We start from the raw sequence: 20,026 nt of genomic DNA on the forward strand, positions 1-20,026 counted from the left end.
TGTCCGGCAAGGCCACAGCGAGTGAAGGGTCAAGGCCTGCCCTCTGGGGCACGTTGAGAGTCTGAACGATGCGAGAACGCAGTTGGCGGCAATTTTCACCATCCTGATATGCGTTATTGGCCTACACTTGTAATGCTGGTGATGCTCGCTGGACTGGGCGGCTATCTCTACCTGGTTGAGTTTCCCGCCAAGCAACAGGAAGAAAAACAAGAGACGGCCCAGAAACAACTCTTGCCGTTTCCAGAGACCACCATTACCGGCATCTCCGTTACCACCGCTCAGGGACCGATTGAGATCAAACTGACCGAACCGGGGAAGTGGTCGATCGTGGCTCCACTTCGAACCGAGGCTGATACCCGCGAGGTCCAGGCCCTCGTTCGTGCACTGGTCACAGGAACCGTGACCAGAACCCTGGAAGACCAGACCACGCAGCTGGTGGCGTTCGGCCTCGAACCGCCGGTGACCACTATCACTGTGACAGCCGGCACCCAACAGGAAGCTATTTCAATCGGCGATAGTGGTCCTCTATCCAATACCCTCTATGTCTTGCGGAAGTCGGATCACCGCATCCTCCTGACGAGTCTGGCGCCAAAAGATCTTGTGAACAAGTCCTTGATGACCTTTCGTCGGAAAGAGCTGTTGAAGTTCGTTCAAAATGATATCGAGCGGGTTCGCTTGACCTATCCGACGACTGAAATCGTGATCTACAACATGGCGAAGGACAAACCCAAGCCTTCATGGAAGATTCGGTATCCGATCGAAGCCGAAGCGGATCAGAACGAAGTTCGAGCATTGATGTTCCGCCTGGAAGACTTGAAGGCGCTCGGCATCATTGATCCAGGTCCCGAACGAGACAGCATTGCCAAGACCTTGACGACACCGAAAGTGAAGGTCACCTTGCATACCGCTGCCGGGGACCAATCAGTTCGGCTCTATCAATCGGACCCGCAGAAGGGCGAGGCTATTGCAGAGATTGGACCGGACGCACCGCTCTACCGTATCAATCCGGGACTGATCAAGGACCTGACGAAGGACCTCTTCAATCTTCAAGATAAACGACTCTTCGGCCTCGACTACACAGATGTGGCCATGCTGTCGGTCAAGACGAGGGAGCAAGAGTACATATTGATCAACCAAAGCGGTGAGTGGGCCCTGGAAGACCAGCCTATGGAGAAGGTCACCCAAGAGGTGGCCGATCTGCTCGTCAGCCGGGTAGCTAATCTACCGGCAGAAGAACGGATCATGAAACAATCCTCGCCGCTCGCCCCCTATGGGCTTCTGTCTCCGGCTGCAGAGTTTGTCGCCACCGCGAAAGACGGCAAGACCACGGGAAGACTCACCTTGGGCAGTCAGTCCGGGAATCTCCTCTATGCGACCGGCCAGCGGATCTCCGGTTTGTTTCAAGTGCGCCCTGATCTCCTGACCCAGATTCCCTCTAAATCTGAGCTCCTCGGAAAAACAGCGAGCAGGACAACAACAGGGCGCTAAATCGACTCCTGTTCACTCCTACCTATTAGCTATACTATGTAAATACTTTAGTCAGGTACTTGACCTGACTAGTACAATTCCGCTATAGCTTCAACCGTGCCTATCGAGACAGCGAAGTGGTGCTCAACCAAGTTCGAGCGGTCTCGTCATTCCAAAACCATACAGTTTAGGGTCACCCTACGTGACCAAGCATATCCTTAACGATCTGCCTCAACAGAAAGTGAGCAGCTCCACCATGACATACCCACTCATCCGTACCGCACGATCTTTCACGGGAATGGCTCTGGTCCTCTTGGGATTGAGCACGTACGGCTGTGGAGACTCAGGAACAGCCACGCAACCGGCAGAGCTTGGGAACCTGTCGGTCTCCGCCGGAGACCTACAACCAACTTTTACCCCGGCAATAACGAGTTATACCGTCCAGCTCCCGACCGATGTCTTAAGTACAACCATCACCGCAACCCCTCGAGTAGCCGGCGATACCATCCGGATCGATAATCAGCAAGTCACGAGTCAAACCATTACGCTCGACTCGCCGGGGACAGAGAAATCCATTAACATCGTCGTCACAGAAACAGGCACAGGCGGCACGTCGAAGTCCTACACTGTCCAAGTCAAACGCGCGAGCCTGACCGGAGACAATTCGTTAGCGAACTTGACTGTTTCACCAGGAATCCTTGCGCCCGAATTCGATAAAAGCTCGGTGAGATACACAGTCAGTGTTGACAATAACATCAGAAGCGTCACGCTCACCCCCACTCTCTCAGATCCTGCCGCAACGATGACCGTAAATGGGCAGCCAGCAACCTCTGGTCAAGCACGCGCAATCAATCTCAATGCTGGCAACCAGGTCACGACAATCACGATCGCCGTCACGGCTCAGAATGGAAGCACGCAATCCTATGAGGTTGCCGTAAGTTCTAAACCATCAAACAACTTACAAGGGCTCACTATCTCACCCGGAACCTTAGTCCCTGCGTTCAGAGCAGGCGGCACCGGCTACACGGTGAACGTGGGTAATGGTGTAGGCAGCGTGACGGTACGGCCAACCCTGGCAGATACCAGGGCAACCATGACCGTGAACGGCCAAGCCACCACGTCTGGGCAATCTCAAACCATTACATTAAACCAACCCGGCTCTCCCACAATTATCACCATATTCGTAATCGTTCCGGAGGTGTTACCCAAACAGTATTCGGTGACCGTCAATCGGGCAGCCCTTGGTGGAAACAATAATTTGTCTGCATTAGCCGTAACACCGAGGCCCTTAGACTCCCCCTTCAACGCAAACGATCTCAGCTATACCGTGAATGTGGCCAGCACTGTAGGCAGCGTGACGGTACGGCCTACCCTGGCCGATCCCGCCGCGACCATGACCGTGAATGGACAAGCCTCCACATCGGGACAGGCCCGAGCCATTACCTTGAATGGAGCGGGATCGGATACTTCAATTAATATCGTAGTGACCGCCCCCAATAGCACACAAAAGATCTACACGGTAAGTGTTCAACGTGCAGCCCTCGGTGGCAACAACAATTTGCAGAGCTTGACCGTGTCGCCAGGCACCCTCAGTCCCGCGTTTAATGCAAACACAACAAGCTACACGGTAGATGTAAACAGCAATGCGACCAACCTAACGGTCACACCGCAGCTCCAAGATTCTGCTGCCAGCCTTCAAGTGAATGGACAAGCTTCCACTTCTGGACAAGCTCGGGCCATCCCGTTGAACGGACCAGGCTCGAACACCATTATCAATGTTGTGGCAATCGCACAGAACGGGAGCCAAAAACTTTACTCGATCACCGTCAATCGTGCGGTGCCATCGAGCGATAACAATCTGTCAGCGTTGAGAGTGCGGGTCGGTAACACAACCCAGACCTTGTCTCCATCATTTAACTCGGACGAATTAGCTTATACTGTCAACGTAGCGGCGGGTGTAACCAGTGTCAGTGTGACTGCGACAAAAGCGGACTCGAACGCCGTGATCTCTGGGGACCTGCCCAATAGCGGACAGGCAACCATTCAGCTAGATGGGCCTGGAACCAGTAAAGTGGCATCAATCATAGTCACCGCCCCAAACGGAACACAGAAATCCTACGCCATCACCATAAACCGAGCAGCGCCATCGAGCGACAACAATCTGTCGACGCTGTCTGTATCGCAAGGCAGCTTGACTCCTGTCTTTGCTCCTGACACATTCGCCTATTCGGTGGATGTGACGAGCGACATCTCAAGCATCAACGTAGCTGCAACGAAAGCAGATCAAAGCGCCGTGATCTCCGGTGACCTGCCCAACAGAGGACAAGCGACCATCCAGCTGGACGGACCAGGTACCAGTAGAGTAGTATCGATCATAGTCACCGCCGCAAATGGAATTTCGAAAACCTATGCCGTCACCATCAACCGAGCAACGGCACCTACCCCGCCGGCTAAACCGGCGACCGCCCCTGACCTGCTACAGGCAGATGACTCTTGCCAACTTATTCCAGGGACGAGTACCTGCTTCCCTCCCACTAGTAATACGGACAACCTGACGAACATCAAGAGACCAGGATTCAGTGTCTCAACGCCAGGCACAGGGGAGGCCGCAAAGGTTTACATAAAGAAAACAACAGGGGAAGAATTCCCTTCATCCTCTACTCCGGCTGGCAACACCCTTATCTTCAGACCGAATGTGGATTTACCTGATGGCCTCTACGACGTTACCTATACATTAAGTAACTCAGTCGGCGAGTCGGACAAGAGTCCGGTCATGACGCCACAATTGGAAATCAACACCATAATCAATAACTAGCGCTATCAACGCTGCCACCGCCTGTGAGGAGATGTACAGCCGATTAAGGTGACCGTTTCGGCAACTAGGTTCAAACCGGAATGCCGTGCTGTCTAGATCGCCATTGCCGATAAGCAAATCCCAGCGTCTCAATTGGCTGTTCCACTGGACAAATCAGAGGCGCCAATTGCACCCACTAGCCGTATCAGATCACACTCCCTCACCCTGAGCCGATCACTCTAAGAGTACCCCTCAATTATCCCGGGGATCGTCCCCCGTCCATCTTTCAGCACCCTCTGTTGCCTCGACCAGCCCCCCTCCTTTGCCCAGTCTTCCTATACTCCTGTAGGTCTAGACCGTTTTCCCCTCCTCTCCTAGCATCTGGAACCTGCTTTTCGGGGTTGGTAGGATCCGGCAGACTGAAGACTCCTGCAACAAGAGAAAGTAATCGGAATCACTATGAAATACATTCTGACCATGACCCGCTTCTGTCACACGGTTCTCCTTGTCGCCATCATCGGGTTTAGTGCTACTAGCTGCCAAGACAGCGTCTCTGTTTCAGAGAATACCGTAGAAGTTCCCCTCTCCAGTTTGACCGTGACCCCAGGGACCCTACAGCCTGCGTTTTCGAGTAATACCACAAGCTACCTGGTCGAGGTATCGACTACGGTGAGCACCGTCACTGTGACCGCTACCCCACGAGACAGCTCAACAACACTGTCGATCAACGGCATCGATACCAACCCAGGTCAGGGACGCCCCATTACACTCAGTTCATCGCAACCAACGACGACCATCACCATCGTCGTCACAAGCCAAAACGGCCTTGAGAGCACCTATGACATCCTAGTTCGTAAGGTCGATAACACGCTATCGGCCTTATCGGTGACACCTCCTGGGGCTTTTCCCGCTCCGGGATTTGTGCCGAGCACCCTGACCTACCAAGTTGATGTCGCCAGCAGCATCAATAGTGTCACCGTTGTGGCCACGAAAGCTGATCCGCATGCCGTGATGTCCGGATCAGTGACTGCCGGAGCGGGAAGCACCGCCGGCCAAGCCATCATCCCACTGAACGGGCCCGGGCAACCAACAGTGGTGTCGATCACCGTGGCTGTCCCCAATAGCGAAGCCAAGACTTATACCATCACCGTGCAACGTGCGGCTCTATCAAGCAATAACAACCTATCGGCGTTGACGGTCACACCACCCGGTTCTTTCCCTCCTCCCGGCTTCATTCCGAGTACCCTGAACTACACCGTAAACGTGGCTACGAACGTCAATCGCGTGGATGTCACGGCAACTAAATCCGACATCAATGCCGTGATGGCTATCGGCAGCGTAATCGTCCCGGCAGGAACCGCATCGGGGTCAGCTCTCAATATTCCACTCGATGGACCCGGGTCCCCTACAACCATCTCCATTGTTGTGACCGCCCAGAATGGGAGTCCCAAAACGTACAGTGTTACCGTAAACCGAGCTGCATCGACCGATGACACGCTATCAGCCTTGACGGTCGCCGCGAATAGCCTCGGACAGCCGCTGGTTCCAGGTTTTAGTGCGAGCACCGTGGACTACACGGTGAACGTCGCCAGCGCTGTCACTGAAGTTATCGTCTCGGCAACCAAGTCTGATCGGAGTGCCGTGATGCTGATCGGTTCCCTAACCGTCCCTGCCGGGACCTCATCAGGGCAAGCAACCTTCCCACTCGGTGGGCTAGGCACCCAAACCGTTGTGTCGATTTCAGTAACTGCTCAGAGTGGAGGCGCTCCTAAGACTTACACCATCAGGGTGAACCGTGCAGCATCAACCGATGACACGCTATCGGCCTTAACGGTCACCGCAAACAGCATCGAGCAGCCGTTGGTTCCAAGCTTTAGCGCGATCACTTTAGGCTATTCTGTAAGTGTGGAGAGCATCGTCGATCAAGTAACTGTGTCCGCTACCAAGTCCGATCTCAATGCTGTAATGGCTATCGGTAGCGTAACTGTCCCTGCAGGAACAGCTTCCGGTTCAGCACCCAACATTCCTCTCAGTGGGCCAGGGACCCCAACCGTTGTGTCTATTTTCGTGACTGCTCAGAGTGGAGGAGTCCCCAAAATCTACACCATTATTGTGAACCGAGCACTGTGATCCACTCGACGCCATCACGCCTATAACGATTTTTCCATGCCTGCGCGGTCCTACCTAAACCCAGCGACCACAGCCAATCTCACTCACTAAGGAAGACTCTCCTCGACATATCCAATCGTTGTACAAGATTTATAGCTAAGCCCAGTTGTTGTTGCGACCCTATTCCCCAGACCTCACCCCCCTCGAGCACGACTTCGCCGTGCTCAAGAAACGTCGGAAATATCAGGAAACCACGTCAATCGATCAGCTCGTGAAGGCCTATCAATGATTATCGCGTGGCCATAGTCAGAGGTTTTGACTCCCATGAGTCATAATCAACCAGGAAAACGTTTCCAACTATATCTTGCCCTAAACGACCAGCGCGTCCAGCAAAGTTCCATAGGGATGCCGAACCGAGATTATTACCTTGGCCCCTGGTTGGTGTATCGATAAAAACATTTCTCGCAGGGAGGTTTACGCCTTGGAAGAGAGTCGTGTACAGACAAGATACTTCAAGTGCTCACTCTTGAACGCCTCTTCAATGGCTCCCCTTAGCAAGCTAGCGCATTTTGGATTTAAGTGTAGGGGCTGACATAGCTAAGCACTAGGCTCAGGACTCATTTTTTCAGATAGAAGGTGACAGTTGCGGCGAGGCGGATCGCCGAGAAGAAAGTGCAGGCACAGCGATCATATCGCAGGGCAAGCCGACGCCAATCCTTGATCCGCCCAAACATGCTCTCGATCTTGTGTCGTTGTTTGTAGAGGAGTTTGCTGTAGTGGCGCCGTCTCGTTCGGCCCTTACGCGGCGGAATGCAGAGGGTGATCCCCTGCTGCTTGAGGGCAGTGATGAACCAATCCGCATCATAGCCGCGGTCGGCAATCAGGTGCGTGGCATTAGAAAGACAGGGGAACAGGCAGTGTGCGCCAGTGTCATCGCTGGTGTGTCCGGCTGTCAGCAACAGGTATCCCGGCTTGCCCGCGTCGTCGCACACGGCGTGGAGCTTCGAATTCAGGCCACCTTTCGTGCGGCCAATACAGCGGGGGACTGCCCCGTTTGATACAGACTTGCTGCCGTTCGGTGGGCCTTCAGATGGGTGGTCTCGATCATCAGACAGTCTCTCGCTCCAGCGTATCGCGACAACTCACGGAAGTCTTGTTCAAGATCCCTGCCCGGCTCCAGCGGACAAACCGATTGTAGTGCGTCTTGTGTGGCCCATAGGCGTTCGGAGCATCTTTCCATTGAAGACCATACCGGATCCCAGAGATGATCCCGCCGATCATCCGCTCGCGGCACACCATGCGAGACCGGGAAACGGGGGTTGATCCGATTCAACTGCTGCGTGGTCAACAGAAACAGGTCACTCATGGTTACCTCCAGCCAGCGTGCAGTACAGATCACTGGCTGAGGGGACCCCTCACACTTAATGAGTCCTGCCTCTAGACTCTTGAGCAGGCCGATATCCAGTGCACGATCAAGAACCAGCGTTCCTCTGGCCTGGCCGGAGAGATTCCTTTTACTGAGGTGTTCCCGGAATTGTGGGTGATCCAAGATGAGGATATCGATCGGGCGTGGCGCTTACTTGACGATGGCCTGGTGTTATTGCCATTGAACCAAGAAGGTTGGATCTGTCCGGGATGTGACGAACGTCACGAAAACCAGTTTGCTACTTGCTGGAAGTGCGGTCAAGAAAAATCGCCCGCCGAAGTCTCCCAATCCCTCTTACTTGGGGCACCATCACTTTTTCCCACACACAAACTTCCAGACCGATTGTGCCATGGTCCCTCGTGGGATCGGTGCCCAACCAGATTCACCAGACTTCTTATAGATTGAGTCTCCGGTCCCCATGTTGCCGGCAAACTGCTCGATAGCCACAAGACGAAAGCGTTCTTTGGAACAGTCGTGTTCTTCTTGAGCACGAACAGAAGAAAAGCTGCTGAATTCTCTGGTGTGGGGAGTCTTCAGATCGTCGAGTATCCAAACCTTTACCACATCGCCGGTCCTAATAATGGTCTCCCGGTCTATATAGACCTTGGCATGATTGTTACCATCGAGGAGATGCCACTCCGCAGATGCGGACCCCTCACTTAGTGTGTGGCTCGCAACCAGCAGGAGCAGCACCATAACGGGACGTGGAACCATTGGAAGAAGCAGGCATCGACAGGCACGCCACATGGGAAACACGGAAATTCGTCGTCACTCAGATGGTGGCTTCATGCCAAGCTCGTCGACCCGTTTCAAGCAGTCGTTGAATCCCTGCCGACGTTGAACAAATGACCAAAACAGTTTGTACCGATTTAGCATGTCCAACTGTTCCACATGTTCATTACATGTCTTCTGTTTCCAGGGCTCTACGTGGTCCGGAGGTGCAGTGACCACCCATGCCCCCCCAACCAAGGATGAGATAAGCAACACCGCACCGCCGACGATCATCACTCCTGTCTTGACACTCATGAATCCCTCTTTCAGTACGTTGAATATCGAAGCACCGGCCGACCCCTTGTAGGGAAAAACCTTGCCCTTTGCATCAAGATGGTGCCGGAGGTGAGAATCGAACTCACACGGGCCTTTTGAGCCCGAGGGATTTTAAGAACCCCTCACCCCCCGAAACCACCGGACACTATCGGACAGTATGGCCACAATTTCAAGTGGTTCGTAAGACTGTCGCGCCGTTTTTTTACCGATTGTCTCCCTCGCAACTCAATGGTTTGGGCACACTTTGGGCACAGGTCGAAGGAGGGCTCCCCCTATGAGTCACCGTCTTGCCCTTCCCTCCCGTCGTCACCACATCACCCAGAAAGTCCGCATTGGCGGACGCACCCTGTATCTTTCGGTTCATGATGATCAGGCTCCTGCCGAACTCTTCCTTCGTGTGAAAGGTGCTGACTGCACTCCCAAGACTATCGCGCTTTACGACGTCATCGCCCGCCTGATGAGCATCGCCTTGCAATACGGTGCTCCCCTCGAACAGGTCGGGGATCTTCTCACAGGCGCCCAATTTGCCCCCTGCGGGCCTGTCTCTGGACATGATCGGCTGAAACACTGCTCCAGTTTGCCTGATCTCATCGGACGACACTTGCTCGTCGAGTATTGCGGGCGAGACGAACTCGCCCATGTGCCATCACTCAATCCCCAACACAACAACCAAGGAGGTGCCTCATGTACGGAGTCGGACAAGGCTTGAATGAAGGCGTGCGAATGGCCGGCAGTTTCCTATCCGATGCCATGAAAATGAAGCAGCAACAACAGCGGTTCGATGCGACCATGGAGCAGCGCGACCGTCATCATAATGACTCTATGGAGCGACACTACGATCGCTTGGCACTCGAGCAGGCATGGAGCGATCGATTCACGACGCCAGAAGGGATGGACAGTGCGCCACGCCTTGCTCTTCCCCCTGATGCGTTTCCTCGAGCACTCTCGCCTGCTACGACACCACAGATAGGCCAGGCGCCAACCCCTCACATGCCGAGTCCTACGGCGTCGACACCAGCACAACCCACGATACGCCCCATGCAGATGACCCCGGCCCAGTTCCTCTTACCGGCCCCCAAGATCGTGGCGAAGCCAGCGCGAGAGTTCATGCCTTCTACCCTGTCAGGGAATCGTTCCAGGTGGCCACGGTGACAACCTATATTACCCCTACATTGGTGCTTCGAGACGAAGGAGCCTCATGATTTCGAAGCTGAACAGATGGACGTGTCGCCGTGGCGGGTAGACACCCTGTTAACCAGCCTGTTAACCAAACTTAGTTTCTTGGGAACACCAACAGTCGAGAATGCGCGTGTTTGCTGAGTGATTGAAAAAGACCAGAGGATGCCCGTGTTAAGGGGGCTACCCTGTGACACACCTTATGATTTCGAATGGTCGACCTAGGGGTAATACAAGGAAAAGCCAAGATATTTGTAGAGGTTTGTAGAGGTTCTATAGAGAGGTTAGACGGCCGAGATGAAAGCCCTTGTCACCCAATTCCACGCGCTCGACATCACGAAGCTCAACCAAGGAGGCTGGTTACTTCCCTCCACAACCTATGACTGGGTCTGGCGGGCGAGAAAGGGGGCCCACATCGCTACCGTCACGATCGCCGTGCGAGACTCAGCCCTGGAGCTGTCCTTCCTGATCGAGTCGACACGAGTGCTTCAGCGCGTGTCATTGGCTTACTCAGCAGGTCCCCATGGCGGGAAACGTCCCTGGTTTACCTGCCCGCAATGCCAGCGACGAGTAGGGGTTCTGTACCACGTTCCGTCTTGCCCGTTCTTCTGTAGGCGATGCTACGGCCTGGCCTACCCTTCCCAGTATCAGACTCGGGATCGAAGCTATGGGCGTCAGCATCGAATGATTTCGCAAGACTGCGCGCGGCTTGATACGCGGCTCCCCTTTCAAACACGAGGGAAACCTGTGAACGATGCTCAGCATGATTTCGACTCCAACTCACCCTAGCCATTACCCTTGCCATGAAGAAGGGCGAAGCGACTGCTAGACAAAACTAGACACCCGCTAGACAGATCAATGGAGGGAAGATCGGGGTCGATTCGGGCAGATGCACCGGAGAATACATGGATCGCACGGCCAGTCAGCTACTAGAGAAAACTAGAGGTCTGCTGGAGGAACGTAGGCAAGAAGCTCTGAAAGCCACTGGAGGAGTGCCTGATTCTGCGTATCAAGTTAGTCCGTTTGTCATGCTGGGGCGAACTCTTGAGTTGGTGACGGCCCCTGCGTTCTACTGGCGTTCTTCAAAGAGACGTTCAAATGTAGCCCTGGTTAAGGATTCAGTTTTAGCGTGTCCACCAGAAACTGCATGCAAGGTAGCCACAGCTTCTACAAATCTGAACGTGGTCTGAGTTTCTATCCCGTCATCAGCTCTAAGTTCCCTAACCTCAGCTGTTTCTTCAAATTCAAATGGTTCCTCAAACATCATGAACTGTCTATTCTCCCTAAACTCTTCCTGAGCCTGGTCCCAATCGGATCCTAGGCTGAAGGCTAACCGGTACGCCCCCTCTGCTATATTTTGCTCGACATATTCCTGCCGAGACTTGATGTACTTATACGCTATGAACCCACCACCCCCATCATAATCACCGAATTTAAATACAGCATCTACATCCGTGCCATTGATGATCCGTAAGCTTCCGCGCCCAGATCGAGGTGCGACAAGAGGCTTCTTAATCGTATCCCCCGTTTTGAGTGATATTGGGGGCCGCGCTATTCTTGGAGTTGGGTAGCTTATTCCCTGCTCTGACTGTGAAACAGCATCATGAGAGTTTCTATTAGGGAAGGCCTGATTAATTCGATTTTTCAGTAGTTCACCTTTCAAAACGTTTGGGAATTGAGGGGCCACTTCTGAAAACGAGGAATTAATCAGAGGTTCCTTAGCATATTGCGTTGCGGCTCGAGCAGGAACAGCAGGGAGGATGCGCTCTTTTGGTAACAGAACTCGGTTCTGTTCAGCGATGGAGTCAAGATCGTACGCGATCGCAAACTTAACCGAAATCTGGGATTGTTCCAGAGGGTGAGTCAGCTCTATAGGAGGGCCCTTCCTCACATCTTCCATCGCTACCTGATCAAGTCGCGCATCGCCAGAGCTACTCACCACACGCACGTCTGTCAGCAATCCATCCTCATGGAGCATAGCTGATAATGTAACTCTCCCTTGAACCCCTTGCGTTCGCAAGCTCTCCGGATAGTTCTTATCAAGGTCAGTGATCCATTTGGCCAGCAACTTCTGAAGCCATTCATAGTCTTTTGTTGAGTTCATTTGACTGAGGGGAGCAACAGAAACCACCTTCGGCTGAGCCAGTCCCGACGGCCCCGACACAGGTTGCTCGAAATTGAAAATGACCCAGAGCGCCATAATGAAGATGGCCCAAAAGATCGGATTACGGAAGGCAGAACTTAAAGATCCAGGAATCAGTGAACCATACGTGCGCCCCACGTATCTGCCGAGTCGATAGTACAAATGGTTTTCCTCAGATTTGGTGTAGCCCTTCGCCTGAAAGCTCCCTGTCCCAGCGTTGTCTTCAGGAATGTGGACATTCCAAGAAGCCTCAAGAGAGGAATCGTACATGAAGTGGGTACGGCACTGGGGGCAAACAACCTTGAGTCTCTTCTGAGTAGGGACGCGCAATCCAACTTTGCAGGCAGGATTTGGGCATGCCAAGACGGCAACTATGTCTGTACGGCTTGACCGAGAATGGCTCGAATGAATCTCGGTTTCCCCTGTTGCATCGCGGTGATGTCGCTGGAGCTGTTCGTCATGCTGGGCTCTAAGGTGGGGGTCAATTAGGTGTCGGAATGCCTCATTTATTTGTTGGGTCTTCTGCCCTGATCTTTTCAGAAGATCAGGATTATCTTGGAACCGATCAGGATGCCAGACCTGGATCAGCTGTCGGTAGGCGTGCTTGATTTCCTTATCTGTGGCCGTTGGCGCGACCTCAAGTATTTCATAGAAACTATCCAAGGCATCACCCAAAACCATTGTTGAGGAGTCTGACTCGAGAAGGCATCTCGCCCTCCATAGACCAAGTGAGTTTGCGCCATGCCTCCCATTGAAACATGGCCGGATCCTCCCGTATGAAAACCAGGGTGCGATTCTATGTTGTAGGTAGACGGAAAAGCGATATGGTGAAATCCCTATGCGCTGTAGTGGCCTTGTGGCACCTAACTCAAGGGATCATTTGAAGTGCTTTGTAAGGCGGCCATAAGAAGTCTGCTCACCCTTACCCTCTTGCTCTGACTGTCTCGACGGTAAGTTGGAGTTATTTGGTCCTCGGCAGCTGACCATTCCTTTCCAGCTCTTGAATCCGTTCTTCTGCTAGTGCCAGGAGAAAAGCTTTCACAGTCCGCCTTTCAGCCAGCGCTGCTTGTTTAATTCGGAACACGAGTTCCTTCGGAACACCTCGAATGTTGATTGTACCTTGGTGGCTTACAGAATCCTGTCTTGGCATGGGGGAGGAATATTAGCAGCCCCGCACCCACCACTCAAGCACCAGTTGATACATTAATGTATCATAGTATACACTTGAGTATCACTTGAAAGGGGGTGAAATCCATGAATCTGGTTCGCATGAATATATCGATTCCGTTGAGTCTCAAGGCCAAACTCGACGCCTTACGGACCAAGGGCACCACGGCTAGCGGGTTCATTCGAGGTTTGATCGAAAGGGAGTTCAAGGCCACTGAGAAGCAGAAACGGTAACGCAGTCTTGAAAAGGGGAAGGAGTTCGCCACATGACACAGACCAAGCATCGCCGAAGCCGTATCAAGCCTTGTGACCGATTTAAACGGGTGCAGGCACTTATCCATCCTCAAAACTTCGCCGACCTTCAATCAGAAGCGAAGCGGTATGGTCAGAGCATGTCTGAAGTGATCAATGATGCCGCGACGATCTTTTGTCGGATGCTGCGAGGAGAGCACCCCCTCGGTGGAGAGCCTTCTTTACCACCCAGAAAGAAAGGACGGTGACCATGGACACTGCCACTAAACCTCTGCTGATGTTGCAGGGCCGGATCTTGTACCGGGATCGAGATGGCCAGGTGAGTGATGTGACGCATCGAGAACGGTTCGGGGTAAAGAAGTTTGCAGAGGATGGCTCGCTGGTCCTGCGCATCCTCGCTGAGTGTCGGAAACGGTTGGATCTTCTGTTCATGGCCGCGGAAGGCCGAACACACCTGGATGCCGACCTCGTACGGCTGACCGTGCGCGATCTGCAAGCGGAATTGAGGGACGGTTGTGAGGTGGACGGCTATGTGTGTCTCACGCAAGAGCTCTTTGAGAACTCGAAACCGCTTACCCCCGAGACCAGCGTGGGCACCTCAAGGACAGATCTTGAGAATTGATGATTGAACCCTCACCTTTCCAGAAAGGAGACACACATGGGTGCCAGCATATTTGTCGACGCCGATAGGCGGCCTTCACACTCGAAAAAGGAACGGACGCTCTCACGAGACGGCCGAAGCTCGCCGAGGTGCTTCGCCAAGCGCGACGACTCAAAGCGCCCGTGATCGTGTCCAAGCTCGATCGGCTGTCGAGAGATGTAGCCTTTATTGCGGGCCTCATGGCTGAGCGTGTCCCCTTCATCGTCGCCGATCTGGGACCTGATGTGGATCCGTTCGTCCTGCACCTTTATGCCGCTTTGAGCGAGAAAGAAAGGAGCATGATTTCAACCAGAACCCGTGAAGCCCTAGCTGCCTTGAAACGCAAAGGGGTCAAGCTCGGCAATCCCTCGCATCGAAGTCTCTGTGACGCCTCCCACCGAGGAGCGAAGGCAAGGCAACAAGCAGCAGACACGTTTGCCCGGTCCATTCAGCCGATGATCCAGGGCTATCGCGCTCAGGGCCTGACCCTTCGTGCTGCAGCCGAGGCCATGAACAGGAGTGGGGTACCAACCTACCGAGGCGCTGGGACCTGGACGGCTACACAACTGTCACGGATTATGGCGCGTGCTTCATGATACCGTAGATACGGACGGCAACGGTCAGGCTTGATCACCTGGCCGGCTCGTGTTCCTGACGCGAGTGCCGTCCCTCTCCATACTTCAGGAGCCCACTTCAGGAGTAGGCATGCCTTCCAAGCATCATCGTTTTCTGTCCCAGCTACGACAAATTCTTAGCGGATCTGCTCTCAGTATCCCAGAACAGACACTACTGGTTCAGTTTGCAAAGAAGCACCCAGCCGAATTGTATCGGCTTCTCCAGAACGAACTCTCCCGTCGTCACTTTTCCCGGTATTGGAAGGTCGCTGATCCTGAAGAGCTATCACGCCTTCTCAAGCAAGATGCTGAGAAGTTTAGGAAGTCGGAAGCAGAGGCTGTCAATCATCAGGCCAAATTGAAGTTACGTCGCCAAGCTCGAGTACTTGAGGATATTGGTGAATGGCTCCTTAGGCATCAATGCGAGGAAGATCGCCTCACACAGCTACTGGGAGGATCGGAAAATGATCAGATATCAGCAGGAAAAATCATCAACGAGCTACCTGCACTTTGCATGCGGGCTGCACGGAATGGACTGCTCACCCATCCCTACATTCAGCGAATCGTTCAGATGCAGCGGACTACCTATAACAGGCACATTCTTCGGAAAGCCCAGATGGGCCTTGAGTCCCATTTGCTAAAGCCTATCGAGGCCAGACAGATTGAAATACAAGAAATGCGTAGGCGGGGTCTCTCACTACAGAAAATCGCATCACGCCTTAGCCCCGAGGATCTTGATCTTAACCCTAAAGGCAAAACCTTGAGCAGGCAGGGCATCCATAAACGCCTGAAACGCTCCCGCCGTAGTTAGCCTGCTGTCCTCTGTTTTCCCAAATCCCAAAGCCTCTCCCATCAGTTCAAGAAAGTGTCAACTTTCTTGTCCAAAATTTGTGACGGCGGCATGAGGCGACCCTATGCTGTACGCCATGGCTTACAACGACATCGTTCGACTCAAGAAACTCTGCGAGCGTTATCCGGTTAGCCCACGGACGCTGGAACGCTGGATTACTCGCGGTCTGCCTGTATTACAGGCCGGACATCGCATGACGCGCTATGTACGTTTGGATGATGTGGAGAAGTTTCTTACTGCGAGACCGAACAAGAAGTCATAAAAACGCCGTGCCCCGAGCGCGAACTCGAGGCACGGCATAACCCAGGAGCAAACAATGGTAATTTCCAATGTATCCGAACACACAGCTTCGATCAAAACGCTGGAATTCCACAACCCCGATGAGGGAACTCTTGTAATTCGGTTTAGGTTGAGTGGTGCATATTCTCCTGAAATTCTCGCCGATCAATCGGAAACCCAAAGGCAGCTTTTAGAGCTGTTGGAATCATTACAACCTGCGCTTGACGGTGTATTGGGGAGTCTAAGGTGAGCCTCGCACCTGAGCATCTTGCTGACTTAAGGGCCTCTGGACTAACGGACGACACGATCAAGGCATGCGGGTTCACAGCAATCCGCCCGCATGATCTCAAGCTCCAAGGTGTAGATTCAGCTTATCGGATTACGTATTTTGATTTGGAAGGCAAGCTGAACTGCGTCGAGCGTTTGAAGCTCTTTCCTGCTCTCGCCGGCTCCAACGGCACACAAAAGTATCATCAAACGCCAGGCACTCCCCCATCTTTGTATATGCCGCCTTTGTTTGCTTGGAAAGCAGTGGCACGAGACGCGCGTCTACCAATCGTCATAACCGAAGGGGAGAAGAAGGCGGCGGCCGGATGTCAGGCTGGGCTCCATGTGCTCGGGATCGCCGGTACGTGGAATTGGAAACAGCGACTCGATACGGGCGAGCGCATGATGATCCCCGCGCTTGACCAATTCGTCTGGAAAGATCGACCAATCGAGATCGTTCCTGATTCAGATGCATGGCGGCCCGATAAACTCCTCAAGGTCCTTGGTGGTTTCTATGCCTTAGCCCAAGAGCTGATCTCACGTGGAGCTGTGGTCACCCTTGTCAGGCTGCCTGAACAACATGGAGGCAAGGTCGGCTTGGACGATTGGCTAATACAGACTGGATCCAGGTGGGAAACCGACTGGCCCGCCCTAGAACGAATCTCCACGGATGATCCAAAACTTGCTATCGTTGCAGCATGGTGGCAACGATGGCGGGATAAGCACGCCACCCAGGAGGCCATCCGCGAGCGCGTCACCGATGATCTTATTCTCGCTGAGGTGGCTGGCCTATACACGGTGCACAGTGCGGTCCATAGCCTTACGATCACGTTCGAACGGCTGAGCCCACAGCGCGGGGGGATCGTCGCCGAGGTCTCCATCACCATTGGAGTCACCGAACTTCGGTCCGGCATTGACCTTAGTTTGAAAAGTGACAGTGCCCAGGCGAAGCTGGCGGGTAATCTGAAGTCACTCTGCCAGGATATTGACCAGGTAATTCCCTGGAAGATTCTTCTCCCCCGTGCGTGCGCATTAGTCTTGAAGCGCTACCGCCGGGGTGCACCGGTCTTGCGGCTCGACAGAAACACTCCCTGTGAGCCACTCACGTTCATCGTGAATCCACTCATTCTCAAGCGAAAACCAACGGTTATCTTTGCGGACGGAGGCAAAGGGAAAAGTACCCTAGCGCTCATGACTGCGCTGCTTGTTTCCACAGGCGGCTCCATTGCCGGTTTATCTGCGGCGAAAGGTCGAGCGCTCTATCTCGATTGGGAGGACACCGAAGATGTCCATACACGCAGGATCCATGCTTTGCAGGCAGGACATCCAGAATTAAGCGAGGCACATGTCACATATCTCCGGTGTACAGAGCGGTTAGCGCGAATGGTGCATGAAGTGGCCAGGATCGTCCAGCAGGAGCAGATCACATTGCTCGTCATTGACTCTCTCCTGGCGGCGGCTGGCGGTGGCTCTGACGCTGAGGCAACCGAGCACTTATTTTCGGCCTTGCGTGTCCTCGATATTGCCACGCTGATTATCGGCCATACTCCCAAGACACTGGCGGAAGGACAGGACACCCCGACTATCTACGGCAGTGTCTTCAACTCTAATTTTGCCCGATCGACGTGGGAGATACGGACCGAACAGGAAGTGGGAGAAGACTGTGCGATCCTTGGCCTCTTCCACCGGAAAACCAATCTGACACGGAAGCATTCGCCTATGGGCTTGAAGGTCCATCAAACGTCTGACGGCACTTTCATTCAATACGAATCGTTCGACCTCAATCAGGCTGCAGAGATTGAAAAGGCCCTTCCCTTGCCTAACCGAATAAGAAATCTCCTTGAATCTGATGGAACTCCCCGTACATCGAGGGAAGTTGCCGACGAGCTTCAGAAACCGCTCCAAACTGTCAAAGCGACGCTTTCCAATGCCCGTTACAAGGGAATCAAATGGCAGATGATTGGCGAGGGGCGAGAGGCAAAATGGACCGTTTTGAACCGTTAACATCGACCGTTAACGCCATTTTTGAGTTAATGACCGTTAAGAGTGTTAACACCGCGTGTAAGTGCATGATTCTATAAGGTGATGACGTTAACCGTGAGCGTTAACTGTGGACCGTTAAATAACGTCCCCCTCCCTGTAAGGGAGGGACGTTAACGGTGGGGCATTAACGATATGAAAGCCGACAATGGAACGAACTGATACATGGCACTTGAACCACTCCTGACCGAGCTCATGCAATTGATTACCCAGACACCAGTCGATCGACTTCCGGCTGTAATGTCTCAGCTCGCAGCTGCACAAAGTTCAGCGGCCGCCAGATTGCTCGGAAATCAGATGGTGCCTGGTCCAGCTCTTCAAACAGCGGAGAAAGAATGCTACCTGACCGTTGAGGAAGTGGCAGATCGGTTTCACGTTACTGCCCGCTGGCTCTATCGCAACAAGAAGCACTTACCCCATAGTCAGCCCACGAGAAAGACCTTACTGTTTCCTGAGGCTGCCCTAAGCCGATGGTTTGCAAAACGGAGGGCGTGAAGCACATGCTGCGCCACCATCAGGCTCTTCACCCTTCAACTCAGGAGGCACCTATGAAACGACGGGGATTCGGGATGGTCTACCAGCGTGGAAGCGTATGGTGGGTCAAGTACCATTTTCGCGGGCAAGTGCATCGGGAGTCTTCCCGCTCTTCAAAGCGAATGGATGCGATTAAGCTGTTACGTAAACGGATGGCCGAGATGGGCACTGGCCAACCCCTTGGTCCGAAGATCGATCGAACGACATTTTCAGACCTTGAAACCATTATCACGGATGACTACACCATCAATGGCCGGCGCTCGCTGGGTCGGATGAAAACCTCACTGGCTGCCCTGCAAGCCTTCTTCGGCTTGTCGTTGGCGCTAGACATTACCCTCGATCGATTGAACGCATACGTGGCAGAACGGCTATCGCACCAGATTGCGCCAGCAACGATCAAGAACGACCTGAGCATACTTCGGCGAGCGTTCCGGCTCGCCCAACGTGCTGGGAAAGCAATCTGCCCCCCATTCCCAACACTGTCAGTCCACAACACCCGACAAGGCTTCTTCGAACGGCCTGACTTTGAAGCGGTCCGCCTTGCTCTCCCCTTGCATCTTCGTCCAGTCGTCACCTTCGCGTATCTGACAGGCTGGCGAATCCGCTCTGAGATCCTCAGCCTGACTTGGCGACAGGTCGACATGGACGCTGGTATTGTCCGCCTTGAGCCGGGATCCACCAAGAATGAGGAAGGCCGGGTGCTTCCCTTTGCCGTATTGCCCGAACTTCGGGACCTCCTGGCGCTCCAACGCCAAGACACGACCCAGTTGGAGCTTGAGCGCGGCGCGATCATACCGTGGGTCTTTCACAGAAATGGCCACCCCATCATCGATTTTCGAAAGGCTTGGGCGAACGCTTGTGAAGCTGCTGGCGTAGCCGAACGGATCCCGCATGACTTCCGACGAACTGCCGTCCGTAATTTGGAACGAGCAGGCGTTCCGCGGTCGGTCGCCATGAAGATCACCGGTCATAAGACCGAGAGTGTCTATCGCCGGTATGCGATCGTCTCCGAAGCGGACCTCAGTGAAGGGATGAAGAAGCTTGCAGCCCTCCATGCGGGGGATCGTCGACGGAGATCGAAGAAGGGTTTAGGCACAGTTTGGGCACAAAACCGAGAAGTGAATGGAGTAAGGGAGACGAGGAAGCATGGATAACTTATTGAAAGTTGGTGCCGGAGACCGGGATCGAACCGGTACGGGCCTTTTGAGCCCGAGGGATTTT

General features: G+C 53.6%; 17 protein-coding genes and 4 pseudogenes. 16 read left to right on the forward strand and 5 right to left on the reverse strand.

All coding sequences use genetic code 11. The features are described 5' to 3' along the window. Window positions 1–108: 108 nt before the first annotated feature. From ACYX34_RS05905 to ACYX34_RS05915, 3 genes are all read left to right on the forward strand, one after another. On the forward strand, window positions 109–1,488 hold the full coding sequence (locus ACYX34_RS05905; RefSeq protein ID WP_462075631.1) for a DUF4340 domain-containing protein: 1,380 nt from the start codon (window positions 109–111) through the stop codon (window positions 1,486–1,488). A gap of 235 nt (window positions 1,489–1,723) precedes the next feature. Continuing rightward, window positions 1,724–4,282, forward strand: a complete 2,559-nt coding sequence (locus ACYX34_RS05910; protein ID WP_462075632.1) for a cadherin-like beta sandwich domain-containing protein — start codon at window positions 1,724–1,726, stop codon at window positions 4,280–4,282. A gap of 438 nt (window positions 4,283–4,720) precedes the next feature. Continuing rightward, window positions 4,721–6,391, forward strand: a complete 1,671-nt coding sequence (locus tag ACYX34_RS05915) for a cadherin-like beta sandwich domain-containing protein (RefSeq protein WP_462075633.1) — start codon at window positions 4,721–4,723, stop codon at window positions 6,389–6,391. A gap of 286 nt (window positions 6,392–6,677) precedes the next feature. Here ACYX34_RS05915 and ACYX34_RS05920 read toward each other — a convergent pair. After that, window positions 6,678–6,940 (reverse strand): annotated as a pseudogene (locus tag ACYX34_RS05920) (hypothetical protein); the annotation flags it as partial. 47 nt (window positions 6,941–6,987) lie between these two features. Then, window positions 6,988–7,736 (reverse strand): annotated as a pseudogene (locus ACYX34_RS05925) (IS5 family transposase). 90 nt (window positions 7,737–7,826) lie between these two features. Between ACYX34_RS05925 and ACYX34_RS05930 the strand changes: the two are divergent. Continuing rightward, window positions 7,827–8,201: pseudogene (locus ACYX34_RS05930) on the forward strand (putative signal transducing protein); the annotation flags it as partial. Here ACYX34_RS05930 and ACYX34_RS05935 read toward each other — a convergent pair. Both ACYX34_RS05935 and ACYX34_RS05940 read right to left on the reverse strand, forming a co-directional pair. Continuing rightward, entirely contained in the window at window positions 8,106–8,510 is a 405-nt protein-coding gene (locus tag ACYX34_RS05935) for a surface-adhesin E family protein (protein WP_462075634.1), read from the reverse strand. The pseudogene ACYX34_RS05930 and the gene ACYX34_RS05935 overlap by 96 nt on opposite strands. 54 nt (window positions 8,511–8,564) lie before the next feature. Continuing rightward, the gene (locus ACYX34_RS05940) at window positions 8,565–8,822 is read right to left on the reverse strand and encodes a hypothetical protein (RefSeq protein WP_462075635.1); all 258 of its coding nucleotides are present in this window, start codon (window positions 8,820–8,822) and stop codon (window positions 8,565–8,567) included. Window positions 8,823–9,117: 295 nt separating this feature from the next. Between ACYX34_RS05940 and ACYX34_RS05945 the strand changes: the two genes are divergently transcribed. From ACYX34_RS05945 to ACYX34_RS05955, 3 genes are all read left to right on the forward strand, one after another. Further along, entirely contained in the window at window positions 9,118–9,552 is a 435-nt protein-coding gene (locus tag ACYX34_RS05945) for a TSCPD domain-containing protein (RefSeq protein ID WP_462075636.1), read from the forward strand. Further along, window positions 9,528–9,995, forward strand: a complete 468-nt coding sequence (locus ACYX34_RS05950) for a hypothetical protein (RefSeq protein ID WP_462075637.1) — start codon at window positions 9,528–9,530, stop codon at window positions 9,993–9,995. Before ACYX34_RS05945 ends, ACYX34_RS05950 begins: the two co-directional genes overlap by 25 nt. 321 nt (window positions 9,996–10,316) lie before the next feature. Then, window positions 10,317–10,808: a hypothetical protein gene (locus tag ACYX34_RS05955; RefSeq protein ID WP_462075638.1), complete on the forward strand. Its 492-nt coding sequence runs from the start codon at window positions 10,317–10,319 to the stop codon at window positions 10,806–10,808. 280 nt (window positions 10,809–11,088) lie between these two features. Here ACYX34_RS05955 and ACYX34_RS05960 read toward each other — a convergent pair whose 3' ends face one another. Next, window positions 11,089–12,843 carry a TonB family protein gene (locus ACYX34_RS05960; protein ID WP_462075639.1) on the reverse strand — a complete coding sequence of 585 codons (1,755 nt, stop codon included), beginning with the start codon at window positions 12,841–12,843 and terminating at the stop codon, window positions 11,089–11,091. 573 nt (window positions 12,844–13,416) lie between these two features. On the opposite strand from ACYX34_RS05960, the gene ACYX34_RS05965 reads away from it, so the two are divergent. From ACYX34_RS05965 to ACYX34_RS06005, 9 genes and pseudogenes are all read left to right on the forward strand, one after another. Continuing rightward, entirely contained in the window at window positions 13,417–13,563 is a 147-nt protein-coding gene (locus ACYX34_RS05965) for a hypothetical protein (RefSeq protein WP_462075640.1), read from the forward strand. A 32-nt stretch (window positions 13,564–13,595) separates the two neighbouring features. Continuing rightward, window positions 13,596–13,829: a hypothetical protein gene (locus tag ACYX34_RS05970; protein WP_462075641.1), complete on the forward strand. Its 234-nt coding sequence runs from the start codon at window positions 13,596–13,598 to the stop codon at window positions 13,827–13,829. Window positions 13,830–13,831: 2 nt separating this feature from the next. Continuing rightward, a complete protein-coding gene (locus ACYX34_RS05975) occupies window positions 13,832–14,203 on the forward strand; it encodes a hypothetical protein (RefSeq protein WP_462075642.1) in 372 nt (123 codons plus the stop codon). 95 nt (window positions 14,204–14,298) lie between these two features. After that, window positions 14,299–14,817 (forward strand): annotated as a pseudogene (locus ACYX34_RS05980) (recombinase family protein); the annotation flags it as partial. 109 nt (window positions 14,818–14,926) lie between these two features. Further along, a complete protein-coding gene (locus tag ACYX34_RS05985) occupies window positions 14,927–15,646 on the forward strand; it encodes a hypothetical protein (protein ID WP_462075643.1) in 720 nt (239 codons plus the stop codon). 103 nt (window positions 15,647–15,749) lie between these two features. Next, window positions 15,750–15,947, forward strand: coding sequence for a helix-turn-helix transcriptional regulator (locus ACYX34_RS05990; protein WP_462075644.1), 198 nt, complete (start codon window positions 15,750–15,752; stop codon window positions 15,945–15,947). 263 nt (window positions 15,948–16,210) lie between these two features. Beyond that, entirely contained in the window at window positions 16,211–18,235 is a 2,025-nt protein-coding gene (locus tag ACYX34_RS05995) for an AAA family ATPase (protein WP_462075645.1), read from the forward strand. 201 nt (window positions 18,236–18,436) lie between these two features. Next, window positions 18,437–18,766, forward strand: a complete 330-nt coding sequence (locus tag ACYX34_RS06000; protein ID WP_462075646.1) for a helix-turn-helix domain-containing protein — start codon at window positions 18,437–18,439, stop codon at window positions 18,764–18,766. Window positions 18,767–18,819: 53 nt separating this feature from the next. Next, window positions 18,820–19,959: a tyrosine-type recombinase/integrase gene (locus ACYX34_RS06005; RefSeq protein WP_462075647.1), complete on the forward strand. Its 1,140-nt coding sequence runs from the start codon at window positions 18,820–18,822 to the stop codon at window positions 19,957–19,959. Window positions 19,960–20,026: the final 67 nt, after the last annotated feature.

The sequence above is a fragment of the Nitrospira sp. CMX1 genome (assembly GCF_054902215.1).